Genomic DNA, 19,622 nt, shown 5'->3' with positions numbered 1-19,622 from the left:
TTAGTGAGTTATTTAATCAGGTATTGATCTTGGAGCAACACATCCTGCACTTTGTCCATCCGGGCAAATGCTCTCACATAGAAATTCTTGATGCTGGCTAACACATCTCCCCCTTCGCTGATGATTTTTATGTTGAACTTTTTAATATCAGCATGCACACTGCCTTGTGTATCGGCGTGTTCCACATAGGCGTAACAAGTGGATGGCAGGGAGCGGAATATCTCTATTTCATCGATGGCAAACGGCACATAGGGCACGTCGGATTCCATGTTGCTAACCAGTCCGGCTACGGTCTGCAAGGCGCCGTCTACCAGGCACGGATGCAGCATAAAACGGTCTGCCTCTGCTTTCAGCGGATCGGCCAGCTGCAGTCTGGATAACGCAAAGGAATCGCTGACATAAAACTCCCGGATGGTTTTAAATGCTGCCCCGTACTGAAAGCCTGCCTGATGAAAGAGACGATAGTAGTGAGCGCCATCCTGCGGTGCGGGGCATTGTGCTTTCAGCTGCTGTATGGCGATACGTTCTGCTTTTTTGGCGTGAGAGCTGCCGTTGCGGAAGAACAGTTTTCCTTCGGAGTGCACCACGCTTTCATTATGACCGTCGAAGGAGGTGATGCTGAATGCCGTACCGCTGCTGCCGGGCTTCAGGAAGGTCTGGATAAACTGTGGCCCTTTGCTGAAACTTAACGGGGACACCCATACGATATCCCGAATACTGCTTACTTTCTTTTCTCCGGCGAGGCTACCACAGATACTGGCGATTTCAATAAATCCGGAGCCCGGGAAAATTTTCTCTCCGTTCACCTGATGATCAACTGCATAAAATGCGTTGTCTGACAGCCAGGAGCTGAAGCTCACTTCTCTCAGCGTAGATGAATTATAGGACACCAGCGGATGCAGTTGCGTGCTGGGTGGCTCCTGCACTGGTTTTACGGTCATTATCTCCTGATCTGCCCAATATCTTTCCTTCATAAAAGGATAGGTGGGCAGTGACATGCGGCGGGGCTTCTTACCGGTGTACAGGCTCTCCCAATCTATGGCTACCCCGGCCACCCATAGCTGTGCCAGCTGATCGAGGTTACCGGACCCGAAATATGCGATGATCTCAGCCTGTTTGTCGGCCGTTAATTTTCTTCCCTGTCGCGGGTCAGCCTGACCTTGATAAAGGTTTTCTGTTGATTTGTGTTGCCGCCAGGCTTTCAGGCGACTGATCAGCATGGCCCTGTCAGCCACTACCAGCGCCAGTCTTTCCGGCATCGCTTCCCTGCCCGCCTGTAAGGTAAAGGACAGATCGGAAAGGTCCACCTGTTTTTCTTTGCCTACAAAGGCGAGCAGCCGGTTGACACATTCCTGCAACCGTTCTGTGTTCTTTGCGGAAAGCACGATCAGGTGCGGGCCTTGCGCGCCGTTGTCATGATTATTTACCGCCTGGTATTCTTCCAGTAACAGACAGGCGTTTACACCGCCGGCACCGAAGGAATTGATCAGCGCCCTGCGCGGATGTCCCTGGGCGGGCTCCCATGGCGCCAACCGATGTTGCAGGTAAAACGGCGAGTCTGCAAAGGCAATATTGGGATTCACTTCGTTGGAGTGGATGGTAGGCGCCAGCTGCCGGTGTTTCAGCTGCAGCAGCACTTTCGCCACACCGGCTATCCCCGCGGCCGATTCCGGATGCCCGATATTGGCTTTCACGGACCCGATAGACGAGAATTGTTTTTGCTGCGTCTGCTGCCGGAATACGTTGGTCAGCGCTACTATTTCAAGACTATCGCCCAGCTGCGTGCCGGTGCCATGTCCTTCAACGTAGCTGATGGTTTCCGGATGTACGCCCGCTTTGCGGAGCGTATGTTCAATCAGGTTGGCCTGTGCGTTGGGGTTAGGTGCGGAATATCCGTTTGACCTACCGCTATGATCGAATGCGCTGCCGGTCAGTACGCCGTAGATATGGTCGTTATCTGCTATTGCTTTACTCAGTGGTTTCAGCAGAACGGCGCCTACCGCTTCACCGGGAACAAAGCCGTCGTCGCCGGCGCCGTAGCTGTGGCATTTTCCGCTGCGGGCCACCATCCGGCTCCTGCAAAGAGAATGATATTTCGAAGGATGCAGGTAAAGGTTGACACCACCGGCAACAGCTACCTGACATTCCTGTTTTCTGAGACTTTCACAGGCCAGGTGGATGGCCACAGAAGAAGAAGAACAGGCGGTGTCCACCGGCATACTCGGTCCGTTAAAATCAAAAAGGTAGGAAACGCGGTTGGCGATGGACCAGGGATGTGCGCTCGGCACCGACTGCCCTTTACGCCAGCTTTCGGCTGCCAGCAGGTTGTAGGTGTTGGTGGTGACACCAACAAAAACGCCCACGTCAGCACTTTTACCTTTGGGATGTTTTTTCTTTAAACTGTCGCGGGTATATCCGGCATCTTCAATAGCTGTCCATACCGACTGGAGGAACAGACGCTCCTGTGGGTCCATGATCCTGGCTTCTTCCGGTGTAATATGGAAGAACTCCGGATCAAATTTATCCGCGTCGCTGATAAAGCCGCCCCACTTGCAGTAGATTTTTCCTGCTGCTGCCTGCCCCGGATCTGCATCATAGCTTTCTTCCCAATTCCAGCGGTCTGCCGGCACCAGGTCTGTCAGGCTTTTGCCCTGTTTCAGGTTTTCCCAGTATTGATGCAGATCTTCTGACTGCGGGAAACTACCATGGATACCGATGATGGCGATAGGCTCCGGCGCTTCATCATCCTTAACCGCCGGCGTCGCCGTTGCGGCCACCGATGCCGGTATAGGCGTTACCGTTACTGCCGCCACGGTATCCTTCACCGGTGACGGTACCTGCAACAGTCTGCGTAACGCGGCCGTTTCTTCGCGCACCAGGTACATGGCCAGTTCTGCTATGCCGGGATATTCGTAGAGCAATGTTTTGGGTAAAGGGCCCAGGTCTCTTTCCAGGCTGGTATTGATGCTGCTGATAGCGATCGAATCAATGCCAAAAGCTTCCAGCTTTTCCGCCGGGTCTATCCGTTCGGGGTCCAGCTTTATTTCTTTACCGATCAGGATGCGGAGATAATTTTCCGTTTGTTCATAGAGCGAATCGGTGTCCTCTGTACTGGCGGGCGACTGCCGGCTTTTTTCCGGCAGGGCAGCATGCTGGCTGAATGCAGCCCTGATGGCCGATGGGAAGCCGTACAACGGCAATCCCTGTAACACGTTTGCCTGCAACAGCACTTCCAGGCATTGCATACCGGCTACGGTCGGCATAGGACAAATACCGGTTTGTTTTTCCATCAGCGCAACGTCTGCATCCGGAATATGCATACCGCCATCCTGCCAGTAGGGCCAGTTAACGGACAAGGTCCTGCCGCAGCGTTGCTGCGCTTCCACCAGCGCTGCTCTTTGCGTGGCAAATGCATCCATGAAGTGATTGGCGTAGGCATAATCGCACTGGCCTGCATTACCCGTTACGCCTGCCATGGAAGAGAACAGGATAAACAGGTCCAGCTGTTCATCTTTTGTGGCCAGGTCTAAATTGACAGCGCCATCAATTTTCGGGGCCAGCACTTGCGTCATTTCTTCGGGTTGCTTACGGAGAATAAATGCATCCCTGTTTATGCCTGCGCTGTGAATGACACCGTTGATTTGTCCGAACTGTTCTCTGGCAGCGGCCACCACGGCCATCATATCTTCCTGTTGGGATACGTCTGCCTGCAGATAAAGCACGGTACTGCCTCCGGACTGTAAGCGGGTTATCTTTTCTTCCAGCGCTGCATTCAATGCGGAGCGCCCGAAGAGCACCAGTTTACATTGATAATTTTTCACCAGGTACTCGCTGATAATGAGCCCCAGTCCACCAAGGCCGCCGGAGATAATATACACGCCGTTCTGTTTGAACGGAAGGTTGTCTGTGTTATGCTGATGGTGATGGAGTTCTGTCAGTCTGCTTACCCAACGCTGGCTGCGCCGCCCCTGCTGATGGTATTGATAGCGGATTTCCTGTTGCTGCCAGTTGTCCTGCCGGCACTCCTCCAGGATAATACGCGCCTTGTCCGCCACCGCTATCTCGCCCTCTGTTTGTACGGCCACTACTTTAGCGCGGTAGTGCGGATTTTCCAGCGCCAGGGTTTTGAAGAAGCCGCCCAGTGCGGTATGAAGCGGCACGGTCTGTGTGCCTGCGAAGAAGGACACGATCCGGAGTGCCATCCGCTGCGGCTGTGCCATGAATGCCTTGCACAGGTTAAATAGGGTGTATACGCCATGAAGCAGCTGCTGTGCCGTATCTTCTTCGTTATAAGCATTGGCGTGGTGAATCACCCGTACCGGAAGTTGTCCGCTGGCCGCGAGGTACGCCGCCAGTTGTTGGAAATGTGTTTCCTGCTGTGGATCTATCGTGAATACGGCCGGCGTTGTCTCCTCGTAAACAGCACCAGGTTTTACCAGGATAAAGGTATGTTCACCGGTGTATTGCGTTGACAGTTCATTACACAGCTCACCGGATGTATCCAGCACCAGGGTTATGCCTGCTGTGGGGATTGCTGCCGGCGATACCGGCAGATCTTCTTCCACCCATTCAGGGCTATAGTAAAGAGATTGTTTTTGCTCTGCAGCCAGCGGCGCAGCGGACGGCATGGTCACTATCGGCGTGCTGACCCAGTAGCGTTCTTTCGCAAAAGGATAAGTAGGTAAAGACATCCGTTGGGGACGGCCAAGCTGCCAGAGCAGCGACCAATCGATATCAGCGCCGGCCAGCCAGAGCTTCGCCAGCTTTTCCAGGTTCCCGGTGGCCATCACCACATCCAGGAAGGCCCTGCCCTCTTCCCCTTCCAGCAGAGCACGGGTGTCTGCCGGCGCATCTTTCGTATTGCCGTGCCAGATACCTTCCGTTGCGTTAATATTTTTCTCCTGCCGGGAAATCCACTGTTGCAGCTTCGTGAGCAGCTCTTCCGCCGTGGCAGCCATTACTGCCAGGCGCTCCTGCATCGGCGTTCTGCCCACCTGCAAGGTGTAAGCCATCGCCGCCAGGGACATGTCTTGATGATTGTCCAGGAACGTAACCATCCTTGTGGCATATTGCTGCAGTTGCGCAGCATTCCTGGCAGATAGTACAAACAACCGGGGAACAGGCAGCGGCGCGGTGTTTTCGTGTGCCTCGTTGCGGACATGCTCTTCGATAATCAGATGCGCGTTGGCACCACCAGCACCAAAAGAGCTGATGCCGGCTCTTCTCGGGTAAGCCGTAGGACGTTCCCAGGCAGCCAGTTCCCGCTGTACGTAGAAAGGTGATTGATTAAAATCGATATGACTATTTAAAACAGCGGCATGTAAGGAAGGCACCAGTTTTTTATGCCGCAGCTGCAATAATACTTTGGTGACAGAAGCTATCCCCGCGGCAGACTCCAGGTGCCCGATGTTGGATTTCACAGAGCCGATGGGGCAAAACTGTGCCTGCGTGGCAGCGGCGCCAAAAGCGCTGATCAACCCGGTGATTTCGATAGGGTCTCCCAGCGCGGTGCCTGTACCGTGGGTTTCCAGATAACTCAATGTAGCCGGATCTATCCTGGCCTTCTTCAACGAAGTGAGTATTAAATCACCCTGCGCATGCGGATTCGGGACGGAGTAACCGTTTGTTTTTCCACCGTGATTAATGGCGCTGGACTTAATGACACCATAGATCTGATCTCCGTCTTCAATAGCTTTATCAAGCGATTTAAGCAGGATAGCGCCTACGCCTTCACCCGCCACGTATCCGTCGCCGCCTTCGCCAAAACTCCGGCATTTACCATCGCTGGCAGCGAAATTACCCTGACTGAGCAGCAGGTATTTGTGCGGATGTATCGACACATTGACGCCGCCGGCAATCGCCGCATCAATTTCCCCCTTGCGTATTTCCTCACAGGCCTGATGGATGGCTGTCAAAGAAGAAGAACACATGGTATCCAGCGCGATGCTGGGTCCATGCAGGTCAAAGAAATAAGAAATCCTGTTGGCGATGGAAGCATAGGAAGAACCCGGAACGACCATATTCCCTGCCAGCATGGCTTCTGCGCCATACAGCTGGTACTGTCCATACATCACACCAACGTAAACGCCTACACGGCCAAGTCCGGCAATAGCCGCCTTACTGTAACCGGCATCTTCGAAGGTCTGCCAAACTGTTTCCAGGAACAGCCGCTCCTGCGGGTCGGTCAGCTCGGCTTCTTTGGGAGATATGTTGAAGAACAGCGGATCGAATTTATCTACATCTTTCACAAATCCGCCCCACTTGCTATAACTTTTGCCGGCCTGGTTGCGCCTGGCATCAAAGAAGCGGTCGGCATCCCAGCGGTCGGCAGGAATTTCCGTGATACAGTCCCGTCCATTTTTCAGGTTGTCCCAGAATTCTTCGAGGTTATCCGCCATGGGATATTTACCGCTCATGCCTATAATGGCTACTTCCCTCGGCGCTGCTGCCTCCTGCCTGAAACGACGGCGTACGGCGGTCGTCAGCGGTTGTTGTCCCGGTCCTTCCGGTACCGGGGCGGCGGATACAGTGATGGTCTGTCCTGTATCTATTTTCTCCCGGATGATATGCGGATAAGCTTTCACCAAAAATGCGGCTAAGCTTTTTATCGTCTGGTATTCAAAAAACAATGTCCTGGAAAGCACGCCGAAGGTGGTTTCCAGCATGCTGGTCAACTTCATGGCCAGGATAGAGTCAATCCCATAATTTTCCAGCGGTGCTTTCGGGTCCAGTTCCTGCACCGGCAGTTTCAGCACGCCCGCAAACTGCGTACGGAGGAAAGCGATGGTCTTATCTTCTGACAGACCTGAAGTTGCCTGGTGAACGGGGGCGGCCACTGGTACAGGAGTTGTCGCTTTTTGTTGTTGCGGGAAAAGGATATGGCGCATTTTACGGCTCTCTCCTTCCATCACCAGCACGTGACTGCTTTCCTGTGCCATACTGCGATAGAAGGCCTGTATGCCGGAAGTTGTCTGCATCGGCATGATGCCAGTGGCCTGCCGCAGCATCTCCAGGTTGTGCTGATCGATACGCATGTGTCCATCTGCCCACAATGGCCAGCTAATGGAGAGGGTGCGTCCTTTCCTTTGCTGCTGTAAAGTAAGCTGCTGACGGTAGGCCGCGAAAGCATCCATGAAGGCGTTAGCGGCAGCGTAATCGGCCTGTCCCGGGTTGCCCATCACGCCGGACAATGAAGAGAACAACACGAAGAAGTCAAGGTCTATGTCCTTGCTGGCTTCGTCCAGGTGATAAGTACCGGCTACTTTCGGCGCCAGTACAGCGCTGAATTCTTCTGTTGTTTTCTTCAGGATAAAGTTATCCGATACCATTCCTGCGCTGTGAATGATACCGTGAACCTGCTTGTATTTGTTTTTGATATCATTCATCAGGGATTGCACCTGATCCATATCTGTGAGATCGAGCGGGTGATAAACGATCTGGCCCGGATGGGCAGGCAATCCGTTGATGACGGCCTGTATGGCTGCTGTCATGGCAGCGCGGCCGGTTAATATAATGGTAGCGTCTTTGGTGCGTTGTAAAATTTCTTGGGTGAACAGCAGCCCCAGTGCCCCCAGTCCACCGGTGATCAGGTATACGCCTTTGTCCCGGAATACCGGTTTCGTGTCTTCGCTGGATGCCGGCGCTTCCTGCCAGCGCAAAACATACGGTTGGTCTTTTTCGTATCTGACAACAGCTGCTGGTCCGGCAGCGGCCTGTTTCAGCCTGGCGGCCAGTCCAACGGTGTCAATGTCCCGCGCTACCAGCACCAGCTGTCCGCGCAGCCGCGGATTTTCCTGCGCTGCCGTTCTCAGTAAACCAGACAGCCCTGCCAAAAGTGCCTGTTCCTGGCCGGTGGTCATCACCACCTGCACCAGGATATCCCCTGCCGGTTGGGTCTTCATGATTTCCCGGACCAGCTCAAAACAGTGGAGGGCATACGTGCTGTAACGCGCGGCGATAGGCTGCTGTGTAACTTCGGGTTGTATACAGCGACTGTCGCTGATCAGTGTTTCAAGATGACCGGCTGATATAGCAGGCATCTCACAAAGGAAGACGTGTCGTTGTTGGAATGATGTCGTTTGCGACGCTGTGGGCACTTCCGCTTCCCATACCGGGCCCGCGATCAGCGTATGAATATCCTGATGGCTGGTAGCGTTCAACTGACGGGAGGCCAGGCCACGCCATTGCACACAGACATTGCCCTGTTCATTACAGAGATCAATATCCAGCCGTACAACAGCGCCGGTGGCGTCTTTTGCGGTACGTATCCACGCAAACATTTCTGCGGTGGTGGCAGACAAGATCCGTAAGCTGTCCAGTGCAAAAGGTATCGAAGGTGATGATGGCAATGCCCCGAGGTTGTCTGCCAAGCCGAAGGCGGCTTGCAGGGCGCTGTCCATCAATCCGGGATGTAATATAAACTGGTGCTGATCTGTAGTCGTTGCAGGTAAATGCAATTGCGCCAGTAACTGCCCCTCTCCCCGATGCACGGCAGTGACGCCCTGAAATGCTGGTCCATAGGCTAGTCCCATCGGAGCAAAGAGGCCATACAGCCTCTCGCCTGCCATACTGCCTTGCTCCATCCGGCCTTTCAGTTGCGCTATATCCAGCTGCGACGGCGCAGGATGGTGAACAAAAGCGGCGGTCCCTTCACAGTGAACGGTCACTTCATCTCCGTTTGTACTGCTGATTTCAAAATCTATTGCATCGTTATCTTTTACCTGCAACACAATATCTACCTGTAGCGGACCTGTTACGATCAGCGGCTGCAGCCAGGCGGTATGACGCAGTTCCAGGACACCGGCGCCCTGTCTGCCCGGGGTAGCGTTTTCTATCGCTGTCCGTGCCATTTCCAGGTAGGCTACTGCCGGCAATACTTTGCTGGCAGCACCGTTTATCATTATCTGATGATCTTCCAGGAAAAACTCCTCTCCGCTAAAGACAGCGCTGTAGCGCTGACGCTCCAGATCTGACGTATTGCTGTGCAGCATCGGGTGAATCACGGTGGCGGCGATGGCGGGCCGGTTACCTGGCGCCTTGGTGGCTATATCAATCCAGTATCTGTCTTTGGCGAAAGGATATGGCGGCAAACTGATCCGTCTGGGCTGATAGTTATCGTAACATCTGCGCCAGTCGAGATGCAGCCCTCTGGTCCACAGGTCCAGTAGCTTGGATAATTTCTTCTGGGCTATCCATTTATCAACCGTCTGCTCAAATGCCGTGTCGGCATGGAAGAGCGACAGCGTATCCTTCTCCTGGCCGCTATGTCCATGGTATACATCATCGATATGTTCTTCTCCGCGGACGAAGGCCCGGAGTTTTTCCAGCAGGTCTTCCACCGAACTAACGAGGAAGCCTGCACGAATATCCATGGCTTCCCTGCCGGTTTGCAGGGTATAGGCCATCGCATGCAGGTCAGCGGCTTCTCTTGTTTTCTCCTGTGTGCCGGCGGCCGGTTGCAGGAAATCAGCCAGGTCCTGCGCTTTCTGCTTCAGCTGATCATGGGTCCTGGCAGACAAAGGGATGATGACCTTATCGTCAGGGTCGGCGAAATCAACCGGTTGACTGATCATTGCCGGTGCTATATACTCCTGGATGATCATGTGTGCATTGGAACCTCCGGCCCCGAAAGAGGATATACCGGCCAGCCGGGGCTGCGGCACACCGTCTACCACCGGCTGTTCCCACGCTCTCAGGGTCTGGTTAACAACGAAGGGCGTCTGCTCAAAATCGATATGGGGATTTAACCGGGATGAATGCAGAGAGGGCACGATCTGCCGGTGTTTCAGCTGTAGCAGTACTTTGGTAAGCCCTGCAATACCGGCAGCCGACTCACAGTGGCCGATATTGGATTTAGCAGAGCCGATCAGGCAAAATCCGGCATCCGATGTATGACGTTGAAATGCCTGGCTGAGGGCTGCAATTTCAATGGGATCTCCCAGTCTGGTACCGGTACCATGGGCTTCTATGTAGCTGACATGGCGCGGATCAGTGTTGGTGGCCCTTAACACATGGCTGATGAGGTTTGACTGCGCCTGTGGATTAGGGACACTGTAGCCGTTGGTTTTACCACCGTGATTTAAGGCACTGCCTTTGATAACGCCGTAGATATGATCTCCGTCACGCACTGCGTCGGACAATCTTTTCAGTACTACCACGCCTACACCTTCTCCCGGGATATAGCCTTCGCCGCCTTCTCCGAAGCTCTGGCAATGGCCGTCGCCGGAGATATACTGACCAGCGCTGATCACCAGGTATTTATTGGGATGTATGCTGACATTCACGCCACCGGCGATGCCCATGCTGGTGCGTCCCTCCCGTAGGTCCTGGCAGGCCAGGTGAATGGCGGTCAACGAGGAAGAACACATGGAGTCTATCGTCATGCTGGGGCCATGAAGATTTAAGATATAAGACACCCGGTTGGCGATACTGGCGTAACTACCGGGAACGCCCATACGTTGCCCGTTTTTAGCGGCTTCCGCACCAAAGAGCTGGTATTCACTGTACATCACACCGGCGTAAACGCCTACCTGTCCCGGCAGGCCGAGGTCGTGCGGCACCTGCAGCGTGCTGCGGGTATAACCCGCATCTTCTACGGCCATCCAGGCATGTTGCAGGAACAGGCGCTCCTGCGGGTCCAGTATCTCTGCTTCCAGCGGGGAGATGTTAAAGAACAGCGGATCAAATTCATCCACGCCATCGATGAAACCGCCCCATTTGCTGTAGTGATGACCGCTTTTACTGCGATCCTGACTGTAATATTCTTTCCAGTTCCATCTGTCTGCCGGCACTTCCGTAATGGAATCCTTGCCGTCGCGCAGGTTGTTCCAGTATGCCTCTATATTGACAGCTCCCGGATAACGGCCACTCAGTCCCACAATAGCGACAGGCTCGGCGGCAGTCTGTTTTTTACTGTCGGTCACCACCCCCGTCTGCCGACGCCGTTTGATCACCGCGGGCGATGGCTGCTGCACCCGTGGCGGGGTGGCCACAGCTGCTTTCGGCTTGTTCCCACTACTGCCCGTGAAGAGTGCTGTCAGCCTGGCGGCATGCGATTTTATAAAATACGCTGTCAGCGCAGCGATGGTCTGGTATTCAAAGAAGAGCGTCTTCGGGAGCGCGCCGAAAGTTTGTTCCAGCTGATTCGTCAGGCTCACCGCCAGAATAGAATCGATGCCATATTTCTCTAATGGCGCATGAGGATCGATCTTATGGGCGGGAAACCGGAAGAGTTCAGCCAGCTGCTTCTTAATATAATCACGTGTTTTCTCCTCCAGGCTTTCTGCGTCCATATCGGCAACAGGACATACCTCTTCCGTAACGGCTGTTGCGGGAACGGCCTTCATCAGTAAGGTCTGTTGCAATAAATGCAGATCTCCTTCCGCTACCAGCAGCTGATGCTGCGGTGCCTGAAGGCTGCGGTAAAATGCCTGTAGCCCGGTCGTTGTCTGCATGGGATGCATACCTGTCTGTTGCCTTATTACCTCCAGACTGGCCACATCCGGCTTCATGCCTCCTTCCTCCCACAAAGGCCAGTTGATGGCGACTGTTTTCCCCTGTCGTAATCCCGCTGTCATCAGCTGCTGACGGTATGCGGCGAAATGGTCCATGAAAGCATTGGCAGTAGCGTAATCGGCCTGTCCGTTGTTGCCGGTAACAGCGGCGATGGAGGAGAACAATACCAGGAAATCGAGATCAATATTTTTACTGGCTTCGTCGAGGTTACAGGTACCGGTCACTTTAGGGCTTAGCACCTGGCTGAACGCTTCGGTTGTTTTCCGGAGCATAAAGTTATCGGCTGTCATACCTGCGCTGTGAAGGATACCGTTCAGCTGTCCTAATGTCTTTATAATGGTGTTGATCGTTTCCTGTACCTCGTCCAGATTGGTGACATCCAGCTGTCGATAGAAAAGCCGGTCCGTACTGTTGGGTATGTCCTGCATGGCTGCCTGTTGCCGGGCGGTCAGCGCAGCGCGGCCGGTCAGCATAACGCGGGCATGGCTGGTTTGTTGCAGTATTTCTTTTGCAAACAATCCTCCGAGCATTCCGCCGCCTCCGGTGATGAGATAAACGCCGTTGTCCTTAAACGCCATGGGAGATGATTGCTGTGCCGGCAATTCCTCCCAGCGTAATACCTGCCGGACACCTTGTTCATACCTGATTATTTCTACCGGGGCCACGGCCTGATTTTCCTGCATCAGCGATAACAGCCCTGGCGCGGAGATCGTAGGATCAACGGTAATCAGCTGACCTGTCAGGAAAGGATTTTCTATGGCAGCGGTTTTTATCAACCCGGAAAGTGCCGTTAAAACCAGCTGTTCTCTGTCGGCAGGCGTGATGATACGCACCCGTATGTTGCCCTGCGGCTTTCCGGCCAATATATCTTTGATCTGTTCGAAGCAGGCGACTGCATAACTGCTGAAACGGGCCGCCATACTTCCCTCCTGTGCTGCTTTTAATGTCACGATGCGGATTTGCGGAAGCAGCGATTGCAACGCTTCCGCATTTACAGCTGGCAGGGCGCAGAGGAAAAGATATTCCTGCTCGTATCTGCCCGTATCTGTAGTACCGGTTACCGCCTGCCATACCGGCGCTGCGTGCAGTATATGCCGTGACGGCTGGTGCAACTCACCGGATACAACGGTATCGGCTATACGGGAAGAAAATCCCCGCATCTGTACCGCCACGGTGCCGTCGGGATGACATAAGTCTATATCCAGCCGGATTACCTTATCATGGGCGCCCTTGTTATCAGCGTAACGTACCCATGCCCGCATCTCGCCGGCACAAGCCGTAAACACCCGCAGCGTATCCAGCGCAAAAGGCAAAGATACCTGGTCAGGCAACTGATGCAGATCGCTGAACAAACCGATGGCTGCCTGCAGGGTACTGTCCATCATACCGGGATGCAGCACATACGGACTGTCTGCGGTCACAGGCAGACTTAGTTCGGCCAGCAACTGTCCATCTCCCTGGAAAATTGTTTTTATTCCCCGGAAAGAAGGTCCATAGTGCAGGCCATAACGTGCATAGATGTTGTAAATGGCTGACCCTTCCAGCCGCGCTCCGTGCAACTGCTCCTTCAGCCGGTCGATATCCAGTTTCACGGAAGCAGACTTACTGAGAAACGCCGCCTGTCCCTGGCAATGGACCATCTCATCCTCCCCTTCTACAGCAGCACTGCACACTTCATAAAATACTTCCAGCTCATCTGAGTCATTTTCTCCGGCAGACAAGGTGATGCTGACTTCCTTCGCATCATCTACCACGACAGGCTGTGCCCAGATAACATTACGCAGCTCTATGACCGATTCCTCCGCAACGGGCATCGCCTTCCGGAAAGCTACCCGCGCCATTTCCAGGTAAGCGGTAGCAGGCAGCAAACGCCGTTCTCCTATCTGATGATCTTTCAGAAAAAATTCCTCTCCGTTAAAAACGGCCGCAAAGCGCTGCCGGGTTAAATCGGACGTATTGGTATGTAACAGCGGATGTATGATATCTGTGTGACCTTGGGTAGCAGTGCGGAGGCTGAACTGGCGGATAAGGTCCAGTGCATCTGCTTTTGACAGTCGTTTATGCTTCAGTTCTGCAACTACGTATTCTATGAAATCGATCATAATAGCACTTTCTATAGGGTTCTTGTTTTAATGAATGCGGAGCGGAGGAAGTGGCCGGCGGCTCAGCCGAAAGTCCGCGGTGATACCGGATCACCCAGTTCGCAATGTGACAGGATCTTCTCCCGTTCTACTGTTTTCGTGAAATACATGACTGCCAGTTTCTCCGGTTTTGCTTTGAAGACGACGGCGGAGTCCAACGGGAATGCAGCCTTTGCATCATATAATGGAAGATGGAGCACCTGTTCGCACCCGTCCAGGTCGTGACTTTTCTGGAAATCATTCCAGCTGCTGATCAGGCTAAGCCGGCAGCTGAGTGCTTCTCCAAATTTAGGATAGGGCTTTGCAGCGGCCGAAATAGGCAAGCCTGCCTGGAACGCCTTGCGGATATTGGCAGGACGCGCGCATGTTTCATCATCGAACAAAAGTCCGCCGGCATAGTTTCCCGCGTCATTGCTATCGATGTCTTTGATCCAGCTTCTCAGGTTCACCGCCATAATACAAAGGCGGGAACCGGTAGCCTTTGCAAAACTGGAACTAAGGATATCGTTGGTAGAAACAAATTCTACTCCTTCCGCATGATTCCCGTTAATGCGGCTCTTGGCCTGACTGATTTTTTCGGGCGCCACATAAAAGGCATGGCATTTTGTTTTTTTACCGAACATCGCACCTTTCACCAGGTTTAGAATGAAAGGCACAGAATGGAAAAATTTAAAAGATTGTTGCCCTACAACCTCCACCACACGGTTAGCCGCCGCCTGTTTACGTTTCACTACCAGCGCTTCCACCGGGTCTTTGGTAAACAGTTGGTTGAAGATGCGGTAATAGGTATATCCATCGGCCGCCACATGGGAAATAGAAAAGATCAGCGCGAAACCTTTCTCCGGCGCATGCATATCGGGAACAACCGTAAGGCGGGTGATGCATTCCTGTTTGTTCACCAGCTTAATGCCTTTCTGTACAATGGCAGATCTGGCGGCGGTAAACAGTTCTTCATACCCCATATCGGAACTGATCTTTACATCAGCAGGATTGTCAAAAAATATCCGGCCTATCATCTCCTCAGATAATGGATCAATGGGATATGCCAGCTGCAGATTTTTATGCTGCCTGTTTTTTACCACGCGGCCGGCCAGCCAGGGATTAGCCTGCGCTATTTCCTTCAGCCGTGCCCGTAAGGCGGTAGTAGCGGCCACGCTGTCTCCTTTGTAAAAGGTGATGGTAGTGATCCCGTTTTCACCTTTGATGATGGTAGAGGATTCCTCATCCAGCAGGGGTATGATCATTTCATTGATGCGTTGCATAGTACGATAGATGTTAAGGGTTTATTTAGTATATGCGATGTGTTTTAATAAGCTGACGGCTTCATCTGTTTCGATAGTTTCATTTTCGATCTGGCTGATCAGGTCTGCAATAGCGCCGAAATGCCGGTCGGTATTCGCAGCACCACCGGTAACAGCCGGCCTGGGGGCAGTTTGCGTGAACCAATATTTCTCCCGGGCAAACGGATATTTAGGTAAACTGATACGCGCCGGTTTCACTTCTCCGTAAAGTTTATTCCAGTCCAGCTGCAACCCTTTGACCCATAATTCCAGTAGTTTGGCGAGTTTCCTGTTGGCGATCCACTTATCCACCGTCTCCTGTAGGTCCGCATCTGCATTGAAGATGGACACTGCGTTATCATAATGTTTCACTTCTCCCCGGTAGCAGCCTTCTATTTCTTTTTCGCCGCTGAGATAAGCGCGAAGCTTTGCTGCCAGCTCCTGTACAGTGCTGACAATGAATCCCAGCCGCACGTCCATCTCTTCTCTGGTCACCTGCAGGGAATAGGCCATCGCCATAAGGTCACAGGGCTGATCAGGGTGAAGGATGAAGTCGAGCAGGTCCGCAGCCTTCTGCAATAGTTGCTCCGATGTTTTGGCGGACAAGGTGATCATCACCTGCGTAGTATTTTCCGGACAGGCAGCCGGCGTAACCGGCGATATATATTCTTCAATGACCACATGGGCATTGGTGCCACTGCGGCCGAAAGCGCTCACGCCGCCCATCAGGGGCATGCCGGATGCTGTTTCCCAGGCCTTTGTGGTTTTATTGATATAGAAAGGACTGTTTTCCTGTGAGATGTAATCATTTTCTTCCTCACAATGAATGCTGGCAGGTATCTTATGATGATGTAATCCTTTCAGCAGACTGACTACGCTTACCAGTCCGGAGGCGGCCATAGTATGTCCCAGGTTGCTTTTACAACTGGTCACTGCACAGTAAGGTGTTGGTGTGGTTGCGCCGTTGCTGAGTTTTTTGAAAGCTTCCTGCAAGGCGTTCAGTTCCACCGGATCTCCGAGTTTGGTACCGGTACCATGCGCCACAATGTGTGAGATGTTGTGCGGATCGATATTATACCGGGTATAAATATTCCGGATGAGTGTTTCCTGGCTTTTGCCGTTAGGCGCGGTCACGCCGTTCGTTTTTCCGTCGAAGTTGATACCGCTTGCCTTCACCACGCCATAGATGTGGTTTCCGGCGGTTATTGCTGCTGACAATGGTTTCAGCATGAGCACTACTACTGCTTCACCGGCGCCGATGCCATTGGCATTTTTCGAAAAGCTGAAACACTGTCCGTCTTTCGACAGCATCCCCGCCTGGCTCATCTTGGCGTAGAATACGGGCGACAGGATAAAAGAAGACACCCCCGCCACCAGCGCTGCTTCACACTCGCCGTTGCGCAGGCTCATGACAGCCTGATGTAAGGCCACCAGCCCGGAGGAGCAGGCCGTATTGGTAGCAATGGCCGGGCCGTGTAAATCGAGGTAGTACGAAAGCCGGGAGGAAATCATGGCGTTGCCGCTGTTGCCCACCCCCTGTTCGTCTGCTGCCAGTGCATCATACTGACTTTCTTCCATGCCTACGAAAACGCCGGTCGATGTTCCCCGCAGCGAGGACGGATCTATCTGCGCATCTTCAATAGCCCGGTAGGCTTCCATCAGCAGCAGTCGCTGTCCGGGATCTGTGGCCGCTGCTTCTCTCGGTGTGATCTCAAAAAACAGCGGGTCAAATTCATCTACATGATTAATAAAACCACCCTTATTGGTACTGATTTTATTACCGGGATCTCCCGGCGTTGTAAAGTAGTCGGTCCAATTCCAGCGGGACAGCGGAATCTCACTGATCCCACTTTCTCCTTTCTCCAGCAAGGACCACAGCTGATCTACCGTATCTGCTTTAGGAAAACGGCCGGACATACCGATAATAGCAATCGGTTCTTCTGCTACGCGAAGAGCCGCCCTTCCGCCGGAAGCCCGCTGCAACCGTTGTTTTCGGAGCGCCAGCGTGTTGCGTACGCCGTTGACGGCAGTTGCGTTTTCCGGATGCAGCGTTGTTTGCTGCGGGCTGTTGTAAAATGCTGCCATATGCGTGGCATGCTCCTGTACAAAGTAGCTGCTCAGCGCTTCTATGGTGGCGTAGTTGAAGAACAATGCAGGTGTTACCGGAACGGCAAAATATTCTTTTAACTGTTTGGCAAAAGTGGTGAGGCTGATAGAATCAAATCCGTAATCCGCCAGGTTTGTGATACCGTCCAGTTTCTCCGAAGATATTTTCTGGCTGGCAGCCACCAGCCTGATCAAATCATGATAAACGCACTCTTTTACGGAAAGGTCCTGGTACTGTGGTTTCCAGCCTTTGCCCATATGTACAGCCGGCGCGGCCAGGGACGACTGCCGCGGCTGTTCCACCGCATACAGGCGGTGCAGGAATTGTTCCATGCGGGAAGGTTTTCCTTTCAACACCAATGTCTGTGTATTATCTGAGCGGATAATTTTTTCCCATATCCGTATTCCTTCGGAGGTCTCTAATACCGCCTGTCCGCTGCTCTTCAGATAAAAGGCGGCCTGCGCTTCATCACCTTTACCCATACCGCCGTCCTGCCAGAAAGGCCAGTTGATGACCGTTGTTTTACCGGTATGCTGCCGGCGGTATTGTGCATAAGCCATCTGGAAACGGTTGGCCACAGCATAGTCGCAGGAGCCGAAATCTCCGAGCAGCGCAGCCGATGATGAAAAGTAACAGACAAAATCCAGCGGATGATGTTCCAGCAACTGGTCCAGCAACATGGTGCCGGTTGTTTTAGGCCGCAACACGGCGTTGATCTCTTCAGTCGTTTTCTCATAGAAGGCCGCAGAGCCTTCCACGCCGGCGGCATGAATAACACCGGACAGTTCACCAGGCAACTGTTTTACCCAGGATGTCATGGCTTCCCTGTCGCTGATATCTACTGACGCGTAATCTGCCGCGATGGCGCCGGCTTGTTTCAGCTGTGTGAGCTTTTCCTCCATATCGGGTGTCAGCGGCGTTCTACCCATCAGTATCAGTTTAGCCTGATAGGTTGCAGCGAGGTATTGCGCCAGGCTGAAACCCAGTTTCCCGCCACCGCCGGTAATCAGATAACAGCCGTTTTTCTTCAATACCGGCAGCTGTGCTGTATCCTCAGGCGTTGCCGCCGCTATGGCCGGTATGAACCGCTGTTGTCCTTTATACCAGCTGATACCGGGGCGTTGCATGGCGGCCAGCAGCTGTTGCGGTGTAAAGGCCGCTGCATCAGTGTACAACAGCGATATCGCCACATTAGGCAACAGCATTTTCAAAGATCGTTCAAAACCAATCCAGGAGTAATCCCAGCATGTGGCCGGGATGGATGGATCATAATGTCCTGCCAGCAGGAGATCTACCGGACAAGCTAATTCCTTCACTACGCGGAGCAAATTAAATATAGCATCAATGCCTGTTTCCTGTTGATCTTTCGCCCAGGTGTAGATAAGGGTAACTGGTCCGGTCACAGCACTGAGTACCTGTTGTATATCCGCAATATGGTTGAAGCGGCAATGGCGGATGTTATCTGCCACCGCTTTGTATTTGTTTCCCTGATATACGAACATGGCGGTGGCCAGCGGGCCGACGGCCGGATCGTTGACGATCTTTTCCCGGAGGTCCGTATCGGCAAAAATGATGACCGTCCTGTTTTCCTGCCGGGGAACAACCACAGGCATGGCCTGCTCTTCCCAGTGTTCGCGGAAAAACATTAGTTGATGGGCTTCTTCCTGTGTGGTCTTTGTTTGCGGATGGTTTACAGCAACAGCGCCCTGTAACATCAATCCTTTTATCTGCATACAAATTTTTCCCTGCTGGTCCAGCAAATCAACGTCCAGCGTATTACCGGAGAGATGATGTACCCAGGCCACCATCGTATCGGTGCAGGCCCCCATTATACGTACCCTGTCAGCGGCAACGGGCATCAAAGAAGGATTGAACTGGTGCGATACCGCCAGGATAGCTGCCTGCAGCATACTTTCGGTAATAACCGGATCAAGCATACAGCCTCCCTCCCGGTGTGCCCCGGAACGTGGCCACTTCAACTCCGCCAGCAGCTGGCTGTCATGGCGGTAAACAGCCGTGATCACTTCATGAGGCGCAATAGCCACTGGCTTCATTTGTGCCATGAGCTGCCGGACATCCTGCCTGCCAGTCTCCGGCTGATAGCTGTAAACAGCCTGTCCCTGAAACCGGAGCATCTCTTCTTCTTCCGTTCTGGTGTATATTTCAATGTCAGTCGTGGCGGCGTCTGTTGCAAACAGCGCCGTGACGATGTCATGATTGCCTGCTGTCGCCGCCGGCTGCGTCCATACCAGATGGTGTAACTCTACGACTGCCGCTGCGTCCTGTGGCGGATTAGCCAGCAGCGCGGCAGCGCGGGCCATTTCCAGGTAGGCTGTAGCAGGTATCCGGCCCTCCCGGATAAAATATTCCGCTCCGGTGAAGGTGGTGGTATAGCACTGCTGATGGAGGTCAGAAGTATTCCTGTGCAGCAGCGGATGAAGCACTGCCGTGGTGCTGACCGTCGCGACGTTCCTACCAGTCGTTTCAAGCCAATAACGTTCTTTGGCAAACGGATATACCGGCAGGCCTATACGTTGGGGTGTAGCGCCAGGATAAAAACGTTGCCAGTCAAGCGCTAAC

At 53.3% G+C, this 19,622-nt stretch carries 3 protein-coding genes; all 3 read right to left on the bottom strand.

Annotation, left to right across the window (positions count from 1 at the left end; all coding sequences use genetic code 11):
* Window positions 1-8: 8 nt before the first annotated feature.
* The gene (locus ICL55_RS32930; RefSeq protein ID WP_188105907.1) at window positions 9-13,616 is read right to left on the bottom strand and encodes an SDR family NAD(P)-dependent oxidoreductase; all 13,608 of its coding nucleotides are present in this window, start codon (window positions 13,614-13,616) and stop codon (window positions 9-11) included.
* Between the two features lie 62 nt (window positions 13,617-13,678).
* Window positions 13,679-14,917 carry a hypothetical protein gene (locus ICL55_RS32925; protein ID WP_188105905.1) on the bottom strand — a complete coding sequence of 413 codons (1,239 nt, stop codon included), beginning with the start codon at window positions 14,915-14,917 and terminating at the stop codon, window positions 13,679-13,681.
* 21 nt (window positions 14,918-14,938) lie between these two features.
* Window positions 14,939-19,622: SDR family NAD(P)-dependent oxidoreductase (locus ICL55_RS32920; protein WP_188105903.1), on the bottom strand; the 4,684-nt coding region annotated here is incomplete at its 5' end.

The organism is Chitinophaga varians (genome assembly GCF_014529945.1).
Lineage (GTDB): Bacteria > Bacteroidota > Bacteroidia > Chitinophagales > Chitinophagaceae > Chitinophaga > Chitinophaga varians.
This window is presented reverse-complemented; position numbering and strand designations above follow the sequence as displayed.